This is a genomic window from Rhodococcus erythropolis NBRC 15567 (assembly GCF_001552595.1).
Classification (GTDB): Bacteria; Actinomycetota; Actinomycetes; order Mycobacteriales; family Mycobacteriaceae; genus Rhodococcus_F; species Rhodococcus_F erythropolis.
In genome coordinates this window covers 117389-138929 of the sequence record NZ_BCRM01000001.1, presented here as the reverse complement: position 1 = coordinate 138929, position 21541 = coordinate 117389, and the positions used below count along the sequence as shown (strand labels likewise).

Annotated in this window: 17 protein-coding genes; 9 read left to right on the top strand and 8 right to left on the bottom strand. The window is 60.8% G+C overall.

All coding sequences use genetic code 11. The features are described from left to right. Positions 1 to 2 precede the first annotated feature (2 nt). The 3 genes from RE4_RS00635 to RE4_RS00625 are packed head-to-tail and all read right to left on the bottom strand — an operon-like array spanning position 3 to position 2625. Positions 3 to 629: a TetR/AcrR family transcriptional regulator gene (locus RE4_RS00635; protein ID WP_060937800.1), complete on the bottom strand. Its 627-nt coding sequence runs from the start codon at positions 627 to 629 to the stop codon at positions 3 to 5. Positions 630 to 641: 12 nt separating this feature from the next. Further along, the gene (locus tag RE4_RS00630) at positions 642 to 1403 is read right to left on the bottom strand and encodes a 3-hydroxyacyl-CoA dehydrogenase (RefSeq protein WP_003942978.1); all 762 of its coding nucleotides are present in this window, start codon (positions 1401 to 1403) and stop codon (positions 642 to 644) included. A 28-nt stretch (positions 1404 to 1431) separates the two neighbouring features. Continuing rightward, a complete protein-coding gene (locus RE4_RS00625) occupies positions 1432 to 2625 on the bottom strand; it encodes a thiolase family protein (protein WP_019745830.1) in 1194 nt (397 codons plus the stop codon). Between the two features lie 368 nt (positions 2626 to 2993). Between RE4_RS00625 and lanKC the strand changes: the two genes are divergently transcribed. Continuing rightward, the gene (gene lanKC, locus RE4_RS00620) at positions 2994 to 5576 is read left to right on the top strand and encodes a class III lanthionine synthetase LanKC (protein ID WP_060937799.1); all 2583 of its coding nucleotides are present in this window, start codon (positions 2994 to 2996) and stop codon (positions 5574 to 5576) included. Between the two features lie 770 nt (positions 5577 to 6346). Here lanKC and RE4_RS00610 read toward each other — a convergent pair. Continuing rightward, entirely contained in the window at positions 6347 to 6829 is a 483-nt protein-coding gene (locus tag RE4_RS00610) for a hypothetical protein (RefSeq protein ID WP_238076633.1), read from the bottom strand. A gap of 1102 nt (positions 6830 to 7931) precedes the next feature. Here RE4_RS00610 and RE4_RS00605 point away from each other — a divergent pair. Then, a complete protein-coding gene (locus tag RE4_RS00605; protein WP_060937798.1) occupies positions 7932 to 9170 on the top strand; it encodes an HNH endonuclease signature motif containing protein in 1239 nt (412 codons plus the stop codon). Positions 9171 to 9266: 96 nt separating this feature from the next. Here RE4_RS00605 and RE4_RS00600 read toward each other — a convergent pair whose 3' ends face one another. Next, a complete protein-coding gene (locus RE4_RS00600) occupies positions 9267 to 10154 on the bottom strand; it encodes an SDR family oxidoreductase (RefSeq protein WP_019745837.1) in 888 nt (295 codons plus the stop codon). A gap of 232 nt (positions 10155 to 10386) precedes the next feature. Between RE4_RS00600 and RE4_RS00595 the strand changes: the two genes are divergently transcribed. From RE4_RS00595 to RE4_RS00580, 4 genes are all read left to right on the top strand, one after another. Further along, complete coding sequence (locus RE4_RS00595; RefSeq protein ID WP_003943163.1) at positions 10387 to 11394, top strand: AurF N-oxygenase family protein; 1008 nt, start codon at positions 10387 to 10389, stop codon at positions 11392 to 11394. Positions 11395 to 11427: 33 nt separating this feature from the next. Continuing rightward, complete coding sequence (locus RE4_RS00590) at positions 11428 to 13155, top strand: FAD-dependent oxidoreductase (protein ID WP_060937797.1); 1728 nt, start codon at positions 11428 to 11430, stop codon at positions 13153 to 13155. Between the two features lie 212 nt (positions 13156 to 13367). Further along, complete coding sequence (locus RE4_RS00585; RefSeq protein WP_019745839.1) at positions 13368 to 13844, top strand: Zn-ribbon domain-containing OB-fold protein; 477 nt, start codon at positions 13368 to 13370, stop codon at positions 13842 to 13844. Continuing rightward, a complete protein-coding gene (locus RE4_RS00580) occupies positions 13841 to 15031 on the top strand; it encodes a lipid-transfer protein (protein ID WP_020909545.1) in 1191 nt (396 codons plus the stop codon). The genes RE4_RS00585 and RE4_RS00580 overlap by 4 nt, the downstream gene beginning before the upstream one ends. A gap of 30 nt (positions 15032 to 15061) precedes the next feature. On the opposite strand, the gene RE4_RS00575 is transcribed toward RE4_RS00580, so the two are convergent. Beyond that, positions 15062 to 15868, bottom strand: a complete 807-nt coding sequence (locus RE4_RS00575) for an alpha/beta hydrolase (RefSeq protein ID WP_019745841.1) — start codon at positions 15866 to 15868, stop codon at positions 15062 to 15064. A 168-nt stretch (positions 15869 to 16036) separates the two neighbouring features. Here RE4_RS00575 and RE4_RS00570 point away from each other — a divergent pair, with 168 nt between their 5' ends. Beyond that, entirely contained in the window at positions 16037 to 17008 is a 972-nt protein-coding gene (locus RE4_RS00570; RefSeq protein ID WP_060937796.1) for a helix-turn-helix domain-containing protein, read from the top strand. Here the strand turns inward: RE4_RS00570 and RE4_RS00565 are convergent. Continuing rightward, positions 16969 to 17730: an ankyrin repeat domain-containing protein gene (locus RE4_RS00565; protein WP_127160028.1), complete on the bottom strand. Its 762-nt coding sequence runs from the start codon at positions 17728 to 17730 to the stop codon at positions 16969 to 16971. The genes RE4_RS00570 and RE4_RS00565 overlap by 40 nt on opposite strands. Continuing rightward, positions 17727 to 18437 carry a FadR/GntR family transcriptional regulator gene (locus RE4_RS00560; protein ID WP_019745844.1) on the bottom strand — a complete coding sequence of 237 codons (711 nt, stop codon included), beginning with the start codon at positions 18435 to 18437 and terminating at the stop codon, positions 17727 to 17729. Before RE4_RS00560 ends, RE4_RS00565 begins: the two co-directional genes overlap by 4 nt. 216 nt (positions 18438 to 18653) lie before the next feature. Here RE4_RS00560 and RE4_RS00555 point away from each other — a divergent pair, with 216 nt between their 5' ends. Together RE4_RS00555 and RE4_RS00550 are read left to right on the top strand one after the other, a co-directional pair. Continuing rightward, positions 18654 to 20093 (top strand): aspartate ammonia-lyase, encoded by a 1440-nt coding sequence (locus RE4_RS00555; RefSeq protein WP_060937795.1) that lies wholly within the window; start codon positions 18654 to 18656, stop codon positions 20091 to 20093. Then, entirely contained in the window at positions 20093 to 21538 is a 1446-nt protein-coding gene (locus RE4_RS00550) for an amino acid permease (RefSeq protein ID WP_019745846.1), read from the top strand. Before RE4_RS00555 ends, RE4_RS00550 begins: the two co-directional genes overlap by 1 nt. Positions 21539 to 21541 lie beyond the last annotated feature (3 nt).

The window sequence follows — 21541 nt, the reverse complement described above, 5'->3', positions numbered from 1 at the left end:
CTTTACGTACGATAACCGACCGTGTGAAAAGCGATGTCGACGTACTTCTGCGCCAATTGCGTCGGCGACATCGGCCCGCCGGTCTGGAACCAACGCGGCAGTGACTGCGCCATACCGAGTATGGCCCGGACGGTCTCTTCGGTGTCGGTGACCGCGAAATCTCCCGATGCCACACCGTCGTCGACGATCCTGCGCATGAGCAACTCGAGCCGCTTACGACTGGCGGCGTATCGACTTCGGCTTTCCGGTGAGACATGCCGAATCTCGGTGTCCAACGCAGCATGCCGCGACCGGTGGGTCATGTAGAGAACAATTGCCTCCACCACCAAGGCGAAGCGTCGTACCGGATTTTCGCCGGCTTCCACCTCTGCCGCTTCGGTTCTGGTATTCAGCTCACTCATCGAGATCTCGAACAGAGCGACGAGGACTGCCTCTTTGTTCGCGTGGTGATAGTAGAGCGCGGGAACGGTTACCCCGACACGGTTGGCAATCTGCCGCACCGTCGTGCCGTGGTAACCGTTCTCGTCGAACAGCTCGAGCGAAGCCATCAGGATGTCGGTCATCACCAGCGGCGGGAAAGTCCTCCAGTCCACTGCCACCGAATTCACGGGCTCCACCTCGCCAGTCATGAATAGCCGAAATTACCGCGGTGCCATACGGATTGCACCGTCGAGGCGGATCGTCTCACCGTTGAGCATAGGGTTGGAGACGATATGCGCAGCAAGCGCGCCGTACTCGCTGGGATCGCCCAGGCGAGAGGGGTGAGGCACCTGCTGACCCAGCGACGCCTGAGCTGCTTCAGGCAGTCCGGCCAGCAACGGGGTCTTGAACAGGCCGGGAGCGATGGTGTTGACGCGGATCAGCAGCGACGCGAGGTCACGGGCGATGGGGAGCGTCATACCGACGACGCCACCCTTCGACGCGGAGTACGCAGCCTGCCCGATCTGACCGTCATAGGCTGCGACGGAGGCGGTGTTGATGATGACGCCGCGTTCACCGTCGATGGGTTCGGTCTTCGAAATACGTTCCGCAGCAAGACGAAGAACGTTGAAGGTGCCGATCAGGTTGACGTCGATGACCTTCTTGAACGCGTCGAGCGGGAAAGCACCCTTCTTGCTGACCGTCTTGACTGCGTTGCCGATTCCGGCGCAGTTGACTGCCACGCGCAGGGGTCCGAGGGACTCGGCCACATCGAGTGCAGCGGTGACCGCAGCCTCGTCGGTGACGTCTGCAGCCGCGAAGCGGACCCGGTCGCCAAGTTCCTTGGCGATGGCTTCACCGTTGGACGACGGAAGGTCGATGATGACGACGCTGGCACCGTCGGCAAGAAGGGCTTTGGTCGTAGCCAGGCCGAGGCCGGATGCTCCACCGGTGACGACGGCGACGCTGTCGTTGACGATCATGAGAGTTCCTTTCGAAAGGTTATGTGTTTCAGATGCGTTCGATGATGGTGGCATTGGCCATGCCGGCGCCCTCGCACATGGTCTGCAAACCGTAGCGTCCGCCGGTGGCCTCGAGGTGGTTGACCATCGTGGTCAACAGTCGAGTACCCGAGGACCCCAGGGCATGGCCGAGTGCAATCGCGCCGCCCCACGGGTTGAGCTTTGCCGGATCGGCGCCGAACTCGTGAGCCCAGGCGAGTGGAACGGGAGCGAAGGCCTCGTTGACCTCGTAGGTGTCGATGTCGTCGATGCTCAGACCCGCGCGAGCGAGCACCTTGTGGGTGGCTGGGATGGGTGCGGTGAGCATGAAGATCGGGTCGTCGCCCGCAACGGAGAAGGAGTGGAAGCGTGCTCGCGGCGTCAGCCCCAGCTTCGACGCCATTTCTTCGCTCATGATCAGTGCTGCGGACGCGCCGTCGGTGAGCGGCGACGAGTTACCGGGAGTGATCGACCACTGCGCCTCGGGGAAGCGCTGCGCGTACTTCTCCGAGTAGAACGACGGCTTCAAACCGGCGAGTCCCTCGGCGGTAGTAGACGCGCGAACCGTCTCGTCGACGGTATGCGAGACGGTCTCACCGGCGGCGTTGGTCACCGAGATCGGCAGAATCTCCTTGTCGAAGAGCCCCTTCGCCGCTGCCTCTGCTGCCCGCTGGTGGGACTGCGCGGAGAATGCGTCGAGAGCGTCGCGGTCAAGCTTCCACTTGGCGGCGATCAATTCTGCAGAGATTCCCTGGTTGACCAGGCCTTCGGGGTAGCGAGCCGCGATGCCCGGACCGGAAGCGTCCTTCCCCATCGTCGTGGTACCCATCGGGACACGACTCATGGATTCGACGCCTGCCGCGATCACGATGTCGTAGGCCCCGGCGATCACGCCCTGCGCCGCAAAGTGCGCAGCTTGCTGACTTGATCCGCACTGGCGATCGATCGTGGTGGCGGGTACCGACTCGGGGAACCCTGCCGACAGGACCGCGCTGCGGGTGATGTTGAGCGCCTGCTCACCGGCCTGGCCGACGCAACCGCCGATCACGTCGTCCACCAGAGCGGGGTCGAGGCCGTTTCGCGAGGTGATGGAACGCAGAACGTGGGCCATCAGTTCGACAGGGTGCGTCCCGGACAGTGCTCCACCCGGCTTTCCCTTGCCGGACGCGATCCGGACTACATCGACGATCACTGCCTTGGTCATCTTCGTTCCCTTCGAGGACGTGCATTGCTGGGGCGGTCCGGCACCCGAGTTCGTGGCACCGGATGCCGGACCGAGATCGTGGGAGCATCCTGACTTAGCGCTCGCTAAACAATTACCACCGAGTCGGACCGTCCGTCAAGAGAGGGCTACCGAACTCGAAGCAAATATGGACGGACAAAAAAAGTTGGACGATCAGGAACCCCTGACCAACGCCCTTCATTAGTACTTTCGAATGATAGGTTTTCAATCTTCGCCCGAAATGTCCGGAATCGGATAACCTTCCGCCACAAGCAATCCAAGCCACAGGGGATTCGGGGCGTGGCACCAATCGATGACAAACCGCAGGGGGACTGACCCGGAGGTAGAGCGTGGACCTGCGATACGTTGCATTCACACGTGCCGACTCGCATTTCTACGACCGAATCAGAACGGTCACTCGACCTGACGCACCGACTGACCAGCACTTTAAGCCTGCAAAGTCGGTGGACTGGTCACTCTGGCGACGCGGTCCCCAAAGCGGACCGTGGAACTACTTCCAACCGCCTGACAGCGTGCTGCCAGAACAGGGATGGAAGATTCACTGCTCCGCTACCCAAGCCAACGCGCAGGAGCTGCTCGATACCGTCTCCGCGTATTGCGGCCACAATCTGGTGCCTTTCAAATTTCTTCGGACGGCAGCAGACCTCATGTTCTCCAACAGCAAGCAGGCCAATCGAACATCCAGCGGAAAATTCATCACGATCTATCCGGCGGATAGCGTTGCCACACAACGTGTCATCACCGAACTGGACGAGCTTGTCACGGCTGCCGACGGGCCATACATCCTCAGCGATGTGCGATGGAACCGGGGACCACTGTACTTACGGTACGGCGCGTACCTGCCCATGCACACCAACGATTCATTCGGCGATCGCGTCCCGGCAATACGGCGCCCTGACGGATCGCTCGAACCCGATCTGCGCGGCACTTCCTTCAGAACTCCAGACTGGGTACAAATCCCGGACTTCGTTCGCGCGCAGCAAGACAAGCTGAAATCACGCGACGCCTTCCCCTATTCGATCACTGAAGCCCTGCACTTCAGCAACAGCGGGGGGATCTACTCAGCGCTGGACGACGCCGGCATCAATCTGGTCATCAAAGAGGGTCGACCCTTCACCGCCCCGGACGCCAACGGCCGGTACGCAATCGACCGCATCCGCAACGAGTACGACACGCTGACTCACCTTGCCGACAACCCGTACTCACCTTCCGCGCTCAACTTGTTCGAGCGCGAAGGACACCACTTTCTTGTCACCGAGCGCGCTCCCGGCGCTCCCCTGAATCAGGAGATTGCGCTCCGCTATCCGCTGATACGCGCGGATCAGACACTCAGCTCCCGAACGGAATACAGAACCTGGGCGCTCGACATCGCACAACAGTTGACCACAGCAGTCGAGAGCTTCCACAACGCCGGAATCGTTCATGCCGATCTTCACCCCGGCAACGTGATGTGCTCACCGTCCGGTATTCGGATCATCGATTTCGAGATGGCCCACAACATCGACGAGCGACCGCCCCGGTCCACCGGGGCTCCCGGGTACACCGCACCGCAACAGTTGACAGGAATCGAGGCAGATCGATACTCCTTGGGATGCATCGAGCTGGGACTCTTTGTCCCACTTACTACATTGCTCCCCCTCGATCGCAACAAGATTCCCGAACTCATCGACTACGCGGTGTCTCGATTCGATCTTCCTCGTGCCTTCTGTGCCTCGCTCTATTCGATGCTCGACGCACATCCGCCGGAACCGGAGGATCACCCACATCGTTGGGACACGTCGTCGAGGGAAACCTTGCAACGTGCGGACGCTCGATTGCGCTGCGGCATCCTCGCCTCACTTGATCTCTCCCGCTCTGATCGACTCTTTCCCGGAGACATCGCGCAATTCGAAGTGAACGGCTACGGCATTGCTCACGGCTCGTGCGGAAACCTACTCGCCGATGATCTTCCCACCGACACCTTGGAGACAGTTCTGGAATGGACTGAACATCAAGTTGATTCGGATACGCAACCACGGTTCGGTTTCTTCGACGGGCTCGCAGGTGCGGTGCATACCTTTCGGCAACTAGGACGACACTCGACTGCCGACAGGTGGGCCGAGACTTTGCGTGGAGCCCCACTCGACGATCTCGACTCCAGCCTCTTCGGCGGCCTTTCCGGAATCGGGTGCCTTCTACTCGAGGAATCGGAGTCATGTCCGGCGGCATCGTCAACTCTCGCTCTCGTCACCGAAACTCTGCGGGATCGCCTTCCGGCTGCTCGCGCACACGTCCGCTTCACCGACGGAACATCTTGGGCGACAACGGGTCGCGGAGGCTTGATGAGAGGACCGAGCGGGCAAGCGCTGTTCTGGACTCGCCACTACGAACGGACCGGTGATCCTCGATCGCTGGAACACGCGCGACAGCTTGTCGACATCGACCTGTCCGTGATGCAGATGTGCCCTGACGGTTCGATGCAGCTGAGAGAGGAGCGCCGGACAATGCCGTACCTCGGATCGGGATCCGTCGGCGTGGGCCTGGTACTTCTTCAACTTGTTCGACATGTCGACGAGCCGCGCTACGCGTCTGCGCTACTTGCCATATCCCGCGCTGCCGCCGTCGAATTCACTGTCCAAGCCGGACTACTCAACGGGCGAGCCGGGCTGATTCTCTTCCTCGGCGAACTCTCCAAGAGTCCATATGCCGGCGCCGATTGTGAGCAGACGCTTGCCCAGCAGTTGCAGCTTCTGGGCTTACACAGCCTCAATCACGCAGGAGGACTGCACTTTCCAGGTGAACAGAACCTGAGACTCTCGACAGACTGGGCAACCGGATCTGCAGGAATACTGGCGTCGCTCCGACATACCGGATCGGCAACTGCCCGACAGTCGTTTCCACTGATGTGCGCGTCGAACTGCCACATCGCCTAATTGTTCGGAAGTTATCACCCACGGCAGATTGGAGCACAGAAGTACCAGGCGAAAAACCTGGAATTGAATCAACACCGCAAGCAAACTCGATCGATCAAATCCATCGGCAAGAACGCCGATCAACAAAGGAAATGACAATGGACGCTATTCTCTCCCTTCAAGATCTGTCAGTCGCCGCCGGCAACGTCGGAGACGCAGGCCAGCTCGAGCAGAACGCGGCAATCAGTTCGCTCAGTTTCTTCTGCCTCTGACCTCAGGCCGATACCTCGGAGAAGGTCCGGGGTATCGGCTTTCGGAATCCGTGCGGATCACCAGACGAACAGTATTGTTTCATCATGAGACGCATCCGCACTTCACCGAGCTGTATTTGCCGATGATGTGCGCGACCTGGCGGCAATGCCGAGGGCAGATCGGGCGGCCAGCGGCGGTGATATTCCTCCTGATCCTGACAGCCGCGTTTTCAGGTTGGTTCGTTCAGCGTTCGGCGAGAGTTGGGACTTCGGGGACATCTGCTCACGCTGGTACGACGGAGGTGGCAGTTGCCGCACCGACACCGCCTTGACCTTCACGACGCTTTTCGTACTCCTACTTCCCTTCGCCTCCGGAATGCTGGTCGGGTGGTTTGAGTTTCAATAGCTGTCAACGACAAGATGAGGGAATCGGTACCATCCGCCCCCGATGTCTTCCAACTGGAGCTGATTGAAGGTCTTGTCGGACACGCCATCGGGTGCGTACACCCAGCCGGGATTGTCCAAGATGGCCAATCCATCTCATGCGTCATGGAAATAGACGTGGCCTTCACTGCTGACGTTGGCATAGGAGATATCGAATCTGCCGATTCGTAGATCACGATGATACCCATCGGAATAGGGATCGTCAGGTTCTTGAAGTAGTTGCTGTGCAACGGTTTCGAAGTCTGCCCGATACTGATCGAAATGTGGCTGCCCCGCGGCCGCGATCCCGAGTGCGATCACCACGAGAACCGGAACAGCGACATCGGACCACAACCATCGGCGTCGCTGCCACCAGCACACTCCGAGCAGCACGATTGCAACAGTCGCGGTGAGGACCCAGAGAACGACCGCACCGGCGATCGAGAGTGCACTGTCCGCAGGTTCGGGCCAGGTGAGATGGCATTTCGCTGCGACATACATCGCCGACGCCGACGCTGCGATAAGTGCGTTTACCAAAGCAACCCAACGAAGAGCACCGGACCTTCTCGTTGCCTGCGAGTTCGACACTGCCTGATCCATTCGATGAGAATAGCGAGCTGTTTGTCGCGGACTAGCAGTAACCACTTCCCCGATCTCACGATCGATTGTTTCTCGGCACGGAGAAAGTGTCCACGGTGCTATCTTTGCTGCCTATGGGAGGCAGGGCTGCGAGGATGGTCGATTGAACTACCGATGTCAGGAGAGTTCGGCGACTCCCAAAGTCGACAGGTCAATTTTGAGCACGGCTGGATTCGGTGGATCGCAGCAACCAATACCATCGTCACCTCATGATGACGTGACTGTTGCGGGCGAGTCGTGAAGATTCGATTATTACGAGCAAGCCAAGCGTCTTTAGCAATATCGCTGATCGCACTAACCTTGGTCTATTTGTTGGACGCATTTTCTTTGCGCCTCCAACATCAGCCCAGCTGGTGCATTGATCACTATGGAATCCCATCACGATTCAATTATCTCCTTCCCGGCCGGGCGGAGAGGGTAGCGGCAGGAATTACAGACTTCTGGGGATGGTTCCCTCCAGGCATAAGCTGTACATTCACTGATGCAGTGACCAAAGAAAGCGAAACCGTGGCACCGGCCGCGGACAGGTCGTACATCGTCGTCGTTCTTGTGGCGCTGATCATGATCTCGGCTGTCGGCGTATTGTTCGGCCGCCGGAAGCGCTGAAGATTGGTTCTGACTCGGGACTGCAGATGCGCACTCGACACCAGACCGATGAGTAACAAATCGGTGTCCGTCGTGTCCGGCGCTTCCGCTACTCGTCGATCTTCGCGAATCCACCGGCCGTGTTCGAGGGTATTTCTTGCGGGTCCTGGTGGTCTTCGTTCCCATCACGCTGGCGATGACACTCCTGGGCCTGGTGCTCGACTGGACCCATACGCTTGCCGGGGACAGGCGGCAACATGATCGACGCCGATTACACAATGTGCTGGGGCTCAGACAATTCCGACGTGATGCTGTTGCGCTCCGGGTTGATGGTGGCGCTCGCACTCGTCGGCGCACGTGAACTACGTCGACGACCCCCCTATAACCGAATGTCCGAATTGTCGAAATCGATTTGATAGCAGCAATTTTCGATCAACAACCTCTTGTGTTCGAAACTTTGTTCGATTAAACTTTCGGCATGGACAGTCGGGAAGCATGGCAACTGGATGGTGAGGGCCTCAAGGGTGAGGTTCTGGATCTGGTGCGCGTCCGGCACGAGTTGCAGTCGCGGATGGTGATGCTGATCGTGGAAATGTTTTCCCGTGAGGTTCTCGGCGGGAAGGGTTTTCGGGCGATCGCGCAGTGGTTGCATGGTTCGACGAATTTGGAGATCGGTGAGTGCAGTCTGCTGGTCGGGTTGGCGCGGTTGTTGATGCTCGAACCTGTTGTGGCGGATGCGTTTCATCGGGGTGACGTGGATGCGTTGAAGGCGCGGCAGGTGGCGTCGTTTTGTCAGCATCCGCCGAAGAACATGACGCCGGCGGATGTGGACAAGGCTCGCGGGATCTTGTTGGGGTTGGCGTCGAAGAACATTGCCGATTGTGATGCGGTGCGGGCGGCGATCCGCCGAATCGAGAAGCAGTACGGAAAACGCGAGGACGGTGTTCCGGTCGGCGAGGATTCGGAGCGGAACGAGTTCTACGCCTCGAAAGGCCTGTACGGCAGAGTAACTGTGAAGGGTGATCTGGATGCGGTCAACGGGGCCCGTCTGATCACGTTGCTGTCGAGCCTGTCCGCTCCGACGCCGGAGAAGGACGGTGTCAAGGACACCCGCACGCCGGCATTACGGTGTGCGGACGGGTTTTGTGAACTGTTGCGCCGGTACGAGCGGGCGGGGTTGGGTCCGATCGAGGGCGGAGTGAAACCACACATCACGGTCACTGCCAGTGCGAAAGATATGACCGATCTGCAAGCGTTGAAAGACCTGTTGCCGTCGACTCAGGAACTCGGATTCGCGTGGACCGATTGGGTGGGCCCGATCAGCATCGACACCGCCCGGATGCTCGCCTGCGACTGCACCGTCACCCGAATCTTGTTGGATGAGAACGGTGTTCCGCTCGACTGCGGCAAGGAAGCGAGAACGGCAACGGTGCCGCAGAGGCGGGCGTTGGCAGTTCGTGATGGTGGGTGTGCGTTTCCGGGGTGCGGGACTCCGTCGGGGTGGTGCGATGCCCATCATATTGTTCACTGGAACGATGGTGGCCCAACAGATCTCGACAACCTGATCTTGTTGTGCGGTCATCACCACCGGACGATGCACCACACGGAATGGCGGGTGGAGATCGGACCGGATCGAAAGACGGTGTTCTATCCACCGATGTCGATCGATCCGTATCAACAGCCGATCGGCGGGAACAGCCCACCCACAGCGGCGTGAATCGCGACAATCGAATACATCAGCACCGGGGACGAACCATGCCCCGGTGCTGGTGCACGTTTCTGGTCAGATCCCAACCCCTCAGATCCCAACCCCTCAGATCCCTGCCCTTCGCACGAGAGCGTCAGTGGCAGAAGGGGATACAACGTCAATCGCTCGTAACAGCCCCGCGTACCGTGGATACAGCTCGACGGGACGCGTATTGATCGCCCTCAAGATCCACGATGCAGCTTGATCGGCCGTCAGCGCCGGCTGGCTCACGTAATCCGCCGTCGGCGCGATCATCGGTGTTCGTATGAGTGGGAATTGCACTGTGGTGACATCGACACCGGTGCCGTGACATTCCGCGCCGAGGCTTCGGCCGAAGGCACTGAGAGCAGACTTCGACGCGTGGTAGGCACTGAACCTCGGCATCACGCCGGCAGTGACTCCCCAGGTTCCGACGTTGATGATGTGTCCGGACTTCGCCTCGAGCATCGCGGGCAGCAGACGCAACGTCAGTCGTGTAGGTCCGAAGTAGTTGAGTGCCATGGTGCGCTCGTAGTCGTGGAATCGGTCGACCGAATCCAACGCGGTACGCCGGATCGAGCGACCCGCATTGTTGACGAGGATGTCGACCGACCCGAATCGATCCGCGATCGTCTCCGCGAGTTCGTCGACGGCTTCACCGCGGGAGAGGTCCGCAGGCACGATGTGCGCCCACCCTCCCCTGCGGTGGATCTCGTCCCGTACGTGTTCGAGGTTTTCCTCACCGCGCGCGACCAGGATCATCTCGGCTCCCCGACGAGCCAAGAGATGAGCTGTCGCCTCGCCGATCCCCGAGGAAGCTCCTGTCAGAACGATCGTCTTGTCGGAGAGCGTGACACCGCGTGACGGAACAAGAGAGCGCAGACGCGTCGGCGGACTCAAGGCAATATTGCTGAGCAGCGTTCTGATCACATCGGCCTCGGTTCGATCTTCGCGTGCGTTTCGGTGCGAACCCATCCCTGAACAGCCAACTTCGAGCGCACCGCGGAAATTACTCAAAAGTAAGTTATGGCGCCGTTTCGACCGTGTCAAGAATTCGTCGAGATCCAGGAGTATCTGCCACTAGCTTTTCCTGATACCTCGGGTTACATTAAACCCAGACCGAGTGCCAGCGATCACACAACCGGCCCTCGATTCCACCGAACACCGCGAGAAATACCAGCGGTGACCGAAACGAAGAGGAGACGCCATGACGCTCACATCGCCGCTCGACAAGCGCGGAGAAGCATCCGACGACTCGTACAACGAGACGCTTCGACTCCTGTCCGAGGGCTCGGTGCACAAGCACTTCGACCCGTACCTCGACATCGACTGGGACTCCCCCGAGTTTGCCGTCGTCCCGAACGATCGCCGCTGGATCCTCCCGGCCGAGACAGATCCGCTGGGTGCTCACCCGTGGTACCAGTCGCAGTCCGAGGCCAGGCAGATCGAAATCGGCATGTGGCGCCAGGCCAATGTCGCGAAGGTCGGTCTCCAGTTCGAGAACATTCTGATCCGCGGCATGATGCAGTACGTCTTCTCGCTGCCCAACGATTCGGCCGAGGCGCGCTACTGCACGCACGAGTCGGTCGAAGAGTGCAACCACACGATGATGTTCCAGGAGATGGTCAACCGCATCGGTGCCGACGCTCCCGGCATGAGCCGTCCGATGAAGATGCTTGCACCCTTCATCCCCCTCGCTGCGGGTCCGTTCCCCGAACTGTTCTTCGTCGGTGTCCTCGCCGGTGAAGAGCCGATCGACCACATTCAGAAGAGCATCCTGCGCGCCGGCGGCCAGATCCACCCGATCATGCAGTCGGTCATGGCCATCCACGTAGCCGAGGAAGCGCGTCACATCTCGTTCGCGCACAAGCTTCTGAGCCGTCGCATCCCGCTGATGTCACGCCCGAACCGGTTCGTCCTCTCGCTGCTGTTCCCGATCGTCATGCGCATTCTCTGTGACGCCATCGTCATCCCGCCGAAGTCCTTCTGGAAGCAGTTCGACATCCCGAAGTCCGTGAAGAAGGACCTGTTCTGGGATCTGCCCGAGTCGCGCCAGACCCTGCGCAACTACTTCGGTGACGTCCGCATGCTGGCCACCGACACCGGCCTGATGAACCGTGCCTCGCGCCTGGTGTGGAAGGCCTGCAAGATGGACGGCCGCGCATCACGCTTCCGTAGCGAACCTCACCGCAGCTCGCACAACGCCGCCGCGTAGCTCCCGGACAGTCGAGATCGGACTCATAGCGCCATGCCACACGTAGTCACGCAGTCCTGTTGCAGCGACGCCTCGTGCGTCTACGCCTGCCCGGTCAACTGCATCCATCCGACGCCGGACGAGCCGGACTTCCTCACCGCCGAGATGCTGCACATCGATCCGCAGGCCTGCGTCGACTGCGGCGCATGCGTCTCGGCCTGCCCGGTCGACGCCATCGTCCCCGAGTCGAAGCTGACCGACCCGCAGCGAGTCTTCCTGTCCATCAATGCGGACTTCTACAAGGAAGAGCGGCCCAGGCCGCTTCTCGCCAAGGTCATCCCGGCAGCCCACGTCGACAAGGGCCGACCGCCGTTGCGCGTTGCGATCGTCGGTTCCGGACCGTCGGCGATGTATGCCGCGGACGAGTTACTGACTCAGCCTGATGTGCAGGTCAACGTCTTCGATCGCCTTCCTGTGCCTTACGGCTTGGTTCGCGCCGGCGTTGCTCCGGACCATCAGAAGACCAAACAGGTCACTCGCTTGTTCGACAAGATCGCCGCACAAAAGGGTTTCGAGTTCTACCTCAACGTCGAGATCGGCAAGCACATCTCGCACAGCGAACTGCTCGAAAATCACCATGCGGTGCTCTACGCAGTCGGCGCTTCGTCCGACCGTGGTCTCGGCATTCCGGGTGCTGATCTGCCTGGCACGGCCTCGGCCACCGACTTCGTGGCCTGGTACAACGGCCACCCCGATCACGCCGACGACGTCTTCGACCTCTCGCATCGCCGCGCGGTCATCATCGGAAACGGAAACGTCGCGCTCGACGTCGCTCGCATTCTCACGGCCGATCCCGAGAAGTTGGCGGGCACTGACATCTCCGCTCACGCACTCGCCGCTCTGCGGAAGAGTCGCGTCGAAGAAGTTGTCATCGTGGGTCGACGCGGAATCGCGCAGTCCGCGTTCACAGTCCCCGAGTTCACCGGCCTGATGGCACTGCCGGACATCGAACTCTCTGTGGGACCCGACGACATGGTTCTCGACTCGGCCACCGAAGAACTGGCAAAACGCGGCGAGCTTCCGCATGCCGTCGAGCAGAAGTTGCGTCTACTCGAAGCCCTGAAGAACCGCGATCACGTCGACGTCGGCAACAAGCGCATCACGTTGCGCTACCTGCTCACGCCGACGTCGATCACCGGCGACGATCAGGTCAGTGGAATCGAGTTCGCTCGCAACGCCCTGGTCGACGCCAACGGAACCGTGCAGATCGAGGCGACGGGCGATACCGAGACCATCGATGCCGGCTTGGTCCTCACCTCGATCGGCTACCGCGGAGTGCCCATCACCGGCGTCCCGTTCGACGAGCGTGCTTCGGTCATTCCGAATGAGAACGGCCGCGTCCTCGAAGCTCCGAACGGCGATCCCGCAACCGGCGTCTACGCGACCGGTTGGATCAAGCGCGGACCGAGTGGGTTCATCGGCACCAACAAGTCCTGCGCGCAGGAAACGATCAGGATGCTCGTCGACGACTTCAACGACGGACGCCTGACCAACCCGGTCGCCGACGACTCCGCAGTCGATCGTCTGGTCCGGGCGCGACAGTCCGACGTAGTCGACCGCGAGGGCTGGCACGCCATCGACAAGGCGGAACTGGAACGCGGCGCTGCGCACGACCGTGTCCGCGAAAAGGTTCTGGATCAGGTCGAGATCACCTCCATCCTCGACGCTGCGGCCCGGGTGAAACCGACGCGTCGATTCGGTCGACCCGTTCGCGCCCGGTGATCCGCTACAGGTAAACAGCTACTTTCACGCACACGGCCCCGCCTGCAGACTCGTCTGCCCGGCGGGGCCGTCTGCGTTCCGGCAGCGTCCCACTCAGCGAAAATTTTTGCCCGTCAGCGGCCAAAATCGTGTAATACTGCAACCTGTTCCAGTAAGCGGCACAGCGGGCCCACGATCCCCCGGATCAGGCTCGCCAACCAGATGAGGATTGCATGAGCGAGACTGCAACGCCGGCGCCGAACGGGAGTGTGACACCTGCAGTAGAGGGTTGGTTCACCACCGGCGACGAACCTGCTCTGATCGGCACGAAGTGCCAATCCTGCGGCACCATTTCCTTCCCTCGTGAGGCGACGTTCTGCAAGAACCCGAGCTGCTTCAGCGAGGAGTTCGACGACGTGGAACTCTCCCGCCGCGGCACTGTCTGGTCGTACACCGACGCGCAGTACCAGCCCCCGCCGCCGTACATCCCGCGCTCGGATCCGTACGAGCCTTTTGCTCTCGCAGCAGTCGAGCTGCCCGAGGGGATCGTCATCCTCGGCCAGGTGGCCGACGGATTCGGCGTCGACGATCTCAAGGTCGGCAATACCGTCGAATTGGTTGTCGAGCCGCTGTACACCGACGAAACCGGAGTACGTACGACGTGGCGCTGGAAGCCTGTCGCCGCAGCTGATCAGGAGTCGCAGTCATGAGCAAGGACGTCGCAGTACTCGGTGTCGGTATGCACCCCTGGGGCAAGTGGGGGCAGTCGTTCGTGAAATACGGCGTTGCCGCCGCTCGCGCCGCGCTCGCCGATTCGGGTGTGAATTGGCAGGACGTCGACTTCATCGTCGGCGGCGAAACTGTCCGCAACGGTTACGGCGGATACGTCGCCGGAGCCACGTTCGCTCAGGCCCTCGGCTGGAACGGCGCTCGCGTCGCCACGTCGTACGCAGCGTGCGCGACGGGAGCCCAGGCACTCGACACCGCTCGCGCACGAATCCTGGCCGGCCTCAGCGAAGTTGCCCTGGTCGTCGGCGCGGACACCACCCCCAAGGGTTTCCTCGCTCCCGTCGCCGGTGAGCGTTGGGACGACCCGGACTGGCTGCGCTTCCGCCTCATGGGTATGACCAACCCGGCGTACTTCGCGCTCAACGCGCGTCGTCGCATCGACCTCTACGGCGCCACCGCGGAGGACTTCGCCAACGTGAAGGTCAAGAACGCCAAGCACGGGCTCAATAATCCGAATGCGCGCTACCGCAAGGAAGTCACCGTCGAGAACGTGTTGGCCTCCCCCGTGGTGTCCAATCCCCTTCACCTGCTCGACATCTGCGCGACGTCCGACGGCGGCGCCGCAATCTTGCTGACGTCGATGGAATACGCCCGCAAGATGGGCATCGCGGAACCTGTTCGCATCAAGGCTATTTCGACGGTCACGCCGACGTTCCCGCAGACGATCATGGATATGCCGAACTTCTCCACCGATTCCAGCTCCGCCGTCCCGGCTCCGGAGCGCACGTTCAAGGAATCCATCGGCTACGCCGCGTACGAGGAAGCCGGGATCTCTCCCGAAGACGTCGACGTCGCCGAGGTCTACGACCTCGCTACCTCGGTGGAACTGGACTGGATCGAAGACCTCGCGCTGTGCAAGCGGGGCGAGGCCGAGCACCTTCTGCGTGCGGGTGACACCAGTATCGGGGGGCGCATCCCGGTCAATCCGTCCGGCGGTCTCGCATGCTTCGGCGAAGCCGTTCCCGCACAGGCACTTGCGCAGGTGTGCGAGCTCACCTGGCAGCTGCGCGGACAAGCCGAAGGCCGTCAGGTCGAAGGCGCCCGCATCGGTATCACCGCCAACCAAGGTCTGTTCGGACACGGCTCCTCGGTAATCGTTTCCGCCTGACCCTGTTCTACTTTCGTGGCGGTCGCACACTCACCCGTGAGCGGCCGCCACGATCACGTCTGCCACTGCCCCTGGCTGTGAGACCAGCGAGGCATGGGAGGTCGGGAGTTCGCTGGTGTTCGCGCCCATCCGGTTTGCCATGAACCGCTGCGCCGAAGCTGGGATCACGCGATCCTCACCGGCGACCAGATACCAGCTCGGTGTGTTCGCCCACGACGGTGGCCCGCCGAGTTCGAGGTTCGCCCACAAAGCGGCGGACTTCTGGTGAGCCAACATGGTTGCCGCCGTCTCGTCGGAAACGTCTTGAGCGAAGACGGAATGGAAATACTCGTCCGTGACGTAGCCGTCGACGTTCTTCCCGCCGATCGCGTGAGGATCGTCGACGATCTTCAATCCCAGAGCGGGAGGAAGCAATTGGCTGCCAGGGAATCGAATCGGGTCGATCGTGATCTGTACCGGCTCACCCTCCACCGGACCGAACGCCGCGATGTAGACCAGCGACTGGACTTTCGGATCGTGGACATTGGTGATCACCGCGCCGCCGTACGAGTGCCCGACGAGAACGACGGGGCCGTCGATGTCCGCAACCGTCTTCTCGATCACGGACGCGTCGTAAGCCGGCCCGCGCAGAGGATTGTCCGGCGTCACGACGCGATAGCCACGCGAGCGTAGGTCGGCGGCAACTCCGTCCCAACTGGTGGCGTCGGCAAAGGCTCCGTGAACCAGAACGACAGTTGGCTTGGGGCCTGCCACCGCAGCACCGGAACCGAAGATCAGTCCGGCCGCGACTGTCATGAGCATTGCCAGAACTGCTGTGAATACACGTGAGATCTTCATGCGTTTCCTTCACTCTCGTAGGCAAGCGAGAAACTGCGGTAGGCCGGGACACGCCCGTTTCGATCCTAGAAATACCTGCTGCGACGGACGTGACTGTCCGTGCAGACTTCTGGGCTCACGGTGCACAGATTCTGGTTGAGCGTCCACATCCCGGGGTATCAAGGCTGCATGGCTTTGCTCCTGGATACTTCCGTGCTGGAGCCTGACCAACGCACGGACGCCTTCGTCGACGCGATGGGACGCGCATCGGTTCCCTGTGCGATCCACTTGGAGGATCCGGCGGGCGTGAGCGCCCGGATGAACGTGTGGAATCTGGGCGCAGCATCACTGTTCCGCTCCGAGTCGACGGGGATGCGATTGACCAGAACACCGCGGCACGTGCGATCAGCGTCGATGCCGGTTCTCGCGATTGCCCTGCAGGAGAGCGGAATCGGCCATCTAGATCAGCACGATGAGCAACGCAGAGTCCCGGCCGGTGAACTACTCATGACGGACCTGACGTCGACCTACGATTTCTCCTGGACGGGAACTGGTGCTTCCCAGTGCCTCTACGTTCCGATGGATCGGCTGGGACTACCGATCGACTCCATCCGTGACGCTGCCACGCGACCTCACCACAGCAACCTGTACCCCTTGATGATCGCGCACGTTCGTGAATTGTTCCGCAGCGCCGATCAGTTGGAGACCGATCCTGCCGCCGAACAATTGGGCGAGGCCTCGATCGAACTGGCGCGCGCTTTGGTCGCATCGATCACGCATGCAAATCCCGACGCCTCCGCTCCGAGATCGGCACTCACGTTGACATCGGTCCGCCGATACATCCGCGAACACCTTCACGATCCGGCGCTGCATCCTGCACGAATTGCCCACGCCCACAGCATCTCACTGCGTCAGCTGTACAAGATCTGTTCGGACAACGAATTCCGGCTCGAGCAGTGGATCATCACCCAGCGCTTGCAGAAAGCTCGGGCCGAACTCGCTCGACCCGCTACCGTCGACCTGCCCATCGCGACCATTGCGCGCCGTGCGGGATTTGTCGACGCCGGACACTTCAGCCGACGCTTTCGACAGGCCTACGGGCTGAGCCCGACTCGTTGGCGTCAGCTCCGCGATTGCAGCAGCGCCACAACGTCTGACTGACCACGGCTTTCGGCATTGTCCAATGCGGTCTTTCCCGACGCATCCCGGATAGAGGGATCTGCCCCGGCGTCGAGAAGCTGAGTGATCACGTCGACGTAGCGCGCCGAGCCGTCGCCGTACACAACGGCCTCGAGAAGCGCCGTCCACCCCGGATCATTGACGTGATTGACCGGTACCCCGGCAGCAATCAGCATCCGGACGGTCTCGACATGCGCGTGTTCACTCGCGGGAATCAGAGCCGTACCGCCGTAACGGTTCACGCTGTCGACGTCCGCGCCATGGCTGAGCGTCAGTGCCAGAATCTCGTTCAATCCCTCGGCTCCGGAATACAGGAAGGCCGAATCCTGCATGGAATCCTTCGCATTCACGTCAGCTCCGGCAAGAATCAACGTAGAAGCCGCAGCGACGGCGTTGTTCTTGGTGGCCTCGACGAGTGGAGTCCGTTCGCCCTCGCCGCGCGCTTCGATGTTCGCGCCGGCAGTCAGGGCAGCGGTAACAGCTGCGGGATCATTGCGGTCCACAGCATCGAAGAGCGCGCGCTCGGATTCCGGCGTCGATGGTGGATTTACACCCGTAGGCGGTACAGCTGCCGTTGTTGTCGCTGACGACGCGGTTGTCGGCGTCAGCGGGGTGTCGGACGAACTGCAACCCGCCAACGCTCCGGTCACCGATGCCGCGAAGATTGCGCAGGCGAGGACAGACCTGCGCGGCCGCGCCGTCACAGCGAATCACTTTCTTGGACAAGTGTTTCGAGCGTCACCCTGACGGCGTCCAGGTGTTCGGCCATCGCCCTGGAGGCGTGGTCGTAACTCCCGGATGCAATTCCTTCGACTATTCGTTCGTGTTCCTCGTTCGACTTTTCCTGGCGACCTGCAACAAGATTGAGAGTCTCGGATTGCCTTGTCAGCGCTTCACGGATATCGACGATTACCGACTCGAAGACACGATTCCTACTGGCTTTTGCAATCAGTCCGTGAAATTGGGCGTCGAGTGCAACCCATACGAGCGGATCGTCCTCGTCACGCATCTGCTGTACCAGTCCGCGGAGGGCTGCCAGTTCCTCCGCGGTGTGCCGTTGGGCAGCCCATCCTGCGGCCGGAATTTCGACATGAGGCCGTGCTTCGACCAATTCGTTGGCCGCATAGCTGCCGAAATCGAGGTCTCGCGCTATCGAATCACTGACGACGAAGGTGCCGAGCCCGGATTTTGTCTCGGTGAGCCCGAGGGCGTGGCACGAGCGCAGGGCTTCACGGATGACCGATCGACTGACTCCGTGCCTTTCGGCCAGGGACGCTTCGGACGGGAGACGCTCTCCGACTGCCAGATCGCCGGAGGCTATTGCGGCACGAAGGTCTGCGAGGACTGCCTCGGCAGCACTCACCCGCGCGGCGACTGGTCGCCTGGTGGCCCAGCTGTCTGACAGGTTCATGCCGTCATTGTTGCGACTGCCGAAGTCCCGCGTCAAACATCGCACCTGGTGACGGGTTGACGTGCAGGAGTGAGCGAGGTAACAATTAGACCTGTCAGACAGCCTGATAGCCCGATAGCTGGGCGGGTCTACTACTTGTCCGTCAGCGCTGCGATCCCGAAATACACCCACCGCGCAGAGTGATGCTTGCGCGAAGAGACACGAGGAATTGATCAAGTGCTCGAAACGCGAACAGAACACGATCTGCTCGGCGATCGCGAAGTTCCAGCCGATTCGTACTGGGGAATCCACACCTTGCGCGCGATGGAGAACTTCCCGATCACTGGTCGAACAATTGCCACGAACCCGCATCTGATCCGCGGCATCGCTTACGTCAAATGGGCCGCAGCCAGCGCAAACGAGAAGCTGGGCATCCTCGACGGCCCGCGAGCCGAGGCCATCTCACAGGCATGCAAGGAAATCGTGGACGGCCGGTGGCACGAACAGTTCGTAGTGGACGTCATCCAGGGTGGTGCCGGAACGTCGACGAACATGAATGCCAACGAGGTAATCGCCAATCGCGCATTGGAAATCCTCGGCCACCAGCGCGGCGACTACGAACGACTTCACCCCAATGAGCACGTGAACCTGAGCCAATCGACCAACGACGTCTACCCCACGGCCGTCAACATCTCGACGATCTTCGCGATCGAGGACCTGCTGGATGCACTTCGTGTACTCCAGAATGCGTTCACGACCAAATCTCTCGAGTTCGCCGACACAGTGAAGATGGGACGCACCCAACTGCAGGACGCCGTGCCGATGACTCTGGGTCAGGAGTTCGGCACCTACGCGGTCATGATCGAGGAGGATCGAGCGCGCCTGGCTGAGGCTGCTCTTCTCGTTCACGAGATCAACCTCGGCGCCACTGCTATCGGCACCGGTCTCAACGCACCTGCGGGCTACGCCGAGGTGGCCTGTTCCGACCTGGGCGCACTAACCGGGCTGCCGCTGGTGTTGGCAACGGATCTGGTCGAAGCGACCCAAGACGTGGGCCAGTTCGTCCACCTCTCCGGCGTACTCAAGCGGGTCGCTGTGAAGTTGTCCAAGGTGTGCAACGATCTTCGGCTGCTCTCTTCTGGTCCGCGAGCCGGATTGAACGAGATCAATCTGCCTCCGGTGCAGGCAGGTTCGTCGATCATGCCGGGCAAGGTCAATCCGGTAATTCCCGAGGTCCTCAATCAGGTCGCGTACGAAGTCATCGGCAATGACGTGACGATTACGATGGCTGCGGAATCCGGGCAACTCCAACTCAACGCTTTCGAGCCGATCATCGTGCACTCACTGTCCGAAGGAATGCGACACCTCGGTGCGGCTTGCCGCATTCTGGCGGACCGGTGCGTACTCGGTATCACGGCCAACACCGAACTGTTGCGCGCGCGAGTCGAAGACTCCATCGGCCTCGTCACCGCGCTCAACCCCTACATCGGATATACCGCGTCCACCCGGATTGCCCAGGAGGCGTTGATTTCCGGGCGTCGCGTCGCCGATCTCGTGATCGAAGCGGGCCTGCTCGACCGTGAGGAACTCGATCGGTTGCTCAGCCCCGAACATCTCGCCAATCTCCGCGCTGCGGGCGAGAAGCCTCATGCTACCGCCGTCGCGGAGGAGGTTTGATGACCGTCGAACGGGAAGAGACACCCCACGCCGAGGTTGCCGCTGAAGAGGATCTCGGATATCAGAAGGCGCTCGGCCCCAGACAGATTCAGATGATCGCGATCGGTGGTGCGATCGGAACAGGCCTTTTCATGGGTGCGGGAGGGCGACTCCAACAGGCGGGCCCGGCCTTGGTTCTCGTGTACGCGTTGTGCGGGTTCTTCGCGTTCCTGATCCTGAGGGCACTCGGCGAACTGGTGATGCACCGCCCGACTTCGGGATCCTTCGTTTCCTACGCACGCGAATTCTTCGGCGAGAAGATGGCTTTCGCTGCGGGTTGGCTGTACTGGATGAACTGGGCAATGACTGCCGTGGTCGATGTCACGGCTGTGGCGTTGTACATGAACTTCTTCAAGAAGTACTGGGCGCCACTGGGGCACATCGATCAGTGGATGTTCGCTCTGATCGCGGTGGTGTTGGTTCTCGGACTGAATCTGGTGTCCGTGAAAGTCTTCGGAGAGCTGGAGTTCTGGTTCGCGTTGATCAAGGTCGTTGCGTTGACCGCATTCCTCGGGTTCGGTGTCTATTTCGTACTCTTCGGCACGCCCATCGAAGGGCATTCCTCCGGATTCAGCCTGATCACCGACAATGGTGGGCTGTTCCCCAACGGAATACTTCCGGCAGTCGTGGTGATTCAGGGCGTCGTGTTCGCTTACGCCTCAATTGAACTCGTGGGAACCACGGCCGGAGAGACCGAAAATCCCCGGAAGGTGATACCCAAGGCAATCAACACAGTGATCATTCGGATCCTCGTCTTCTACGTGGGATCGGTGCTACTGCTCTCGCTGTTGCTCCCGTACACGGAGTACCACGCCGGTGAAAGTCCATTCGTCACATTCTTCGGTTCGATCAACATCCAAGGCGCGGATGCGATCATGAATCTGGTCGTTCTCACGGCAGCCTTGTCTTCCCTCAACGCCGGATTGTATTCGACCGGACGAATACTCCATTCGATGGCGATGGCAGGCTCGGCGCCTGCCTTCGCTGCCAAAATGAACAAAGCCGGAGTGCCGTACGGGGGAATCGCACTCACCGGCGTGGTCATCCTGTTCGGCGTCGGGCTCAATGCTGTTGTCCCAGCGCAAGCCTTCGAAATAGTCCTCAATCTTGCGGCCCTCGGCATCATCAGTGCGTGGGCAGTCATAGTGTTGTGCCAGTTGAAGCTCTGGCAACTTGCGAAACAAGGCAAAGTCACCCGCCCTCCCTTCCGCATATTCGGCGCACCGTACACCGGGATCGCGACACTGGTCTTTCTTGCGGTCGTTATCGTATTGATGGCATTCGACAACCCTGTTGGAACATGGACCGTCGGCTCCATCGCGATCATCGCACCGCTGTTGATGATTGGTTGGTACGGCGCCAGGAATCGCATTCGCGAGTTGGCCATCCATCGCCCCACAGCTTGACGT

Excerpts from the sequence above, each read along its gene's own strand:
- RE4_RS00570 (WP_060937796.1), top strand. The coding sequence starts at position 16,037 with ATGGCTTTGCTCCTGGATACTTCCGTGCTGGAGCCTGACCAACGCACG.
- RE4_RS00635 (WP_060937800.1), bottom strand. The coding sequence starts at position 629 with ATGACTGGCGAGGTGGAGCCCGTGAATTCGGTGGCAGTGGACTGGAGG.
- RE4_RS00600 (WP_019745837.1), bottom strand. The coding sequence starts at position 10,154 with ATGGGTTCGCACCGAAACGCACGCGAAGATCGAACCGAGGCCGATGTG.
- RE4_RS00630 (WP_003942978.1), bottom strand. The coding sequence starts at position 1,403 with ATGATCGTCAACGACAGCGTCGCCGTCGTCACCGGTGGAGCATCCGGC.
- RE4_RS00610 (WP_238076633.1), bottom strand. The coding sequence starts at position 6,829 with ATGGATCAGGCAGTGTCGAACTCGCAGGCAACGAGAAGGTCCGGTGCT.
- RE4_RS00605 (WP_060937798.1), top strand. The coding sequence starts at position 7,932 with ATGGACAGTCGGGAAGCATGGCAACTGGATGGTGAGGGCCTCAAGGGT.
- RE4_RS00595 (WP_003943163.1), top strand. The coding sequence starts at position 10,387 with ATGACGCTCACATCGCCGCTCGACAAGCGCGGAGAAGCATCCGACGAC.
- RE4_RS00580 (WP_020909545.1), top strand. The coding sequence starts at position 13,841 with ATGAGCAAGGACGTCGCAGTACTCGGTGTCGGTATGCACCCCTGGGGC.
- RE4_RS00560 (WP_019745844.1), bottom strand. The coding sequence starts at position 18,437 with ATGAACCTGTCAGACAGCTGGGCCACCAGGCGACCAGTCGCCGCGCGG.
- RE4_RS00585 (WP_019745839.1), top strand. The coding sequence starts at position 13,368 with ATGAGCGAGACTGCAACGCCGGCGCCGAACGGGAGTGTGACACCTGCA.
- RE4_RS00590 (WP_060937797.1), top strand. The coding sequence starts at position 11,428 with ATGCCACACGTAGTCACGCAGTCCTGTTGCAGCGACGCCTCGTGCGTC.
- RE4_RS00625 (WP_019745830.1), bottom strand. The coding sequence starts at position 2,625 with ATGACCAAGGCAGTGATCGTCGATGTAGTCCGGATCGCGTCCGGCAAG.
- RE4_RS00575 (WP_019745841.1), bottom strand. The coding sequence starts at position 15,868 with ATGAAGATCTCACGTGTATTCACAGCAGTTCTGGCAATGCTCATGACA.
- RE4_RS00550 (WP_019745846.1), top strand. The coding sequence starts at position 20,093 with ATGACCGTCGAACGGGAAGAGACACCCCACGCCGAGGTTGCCGCTGAA.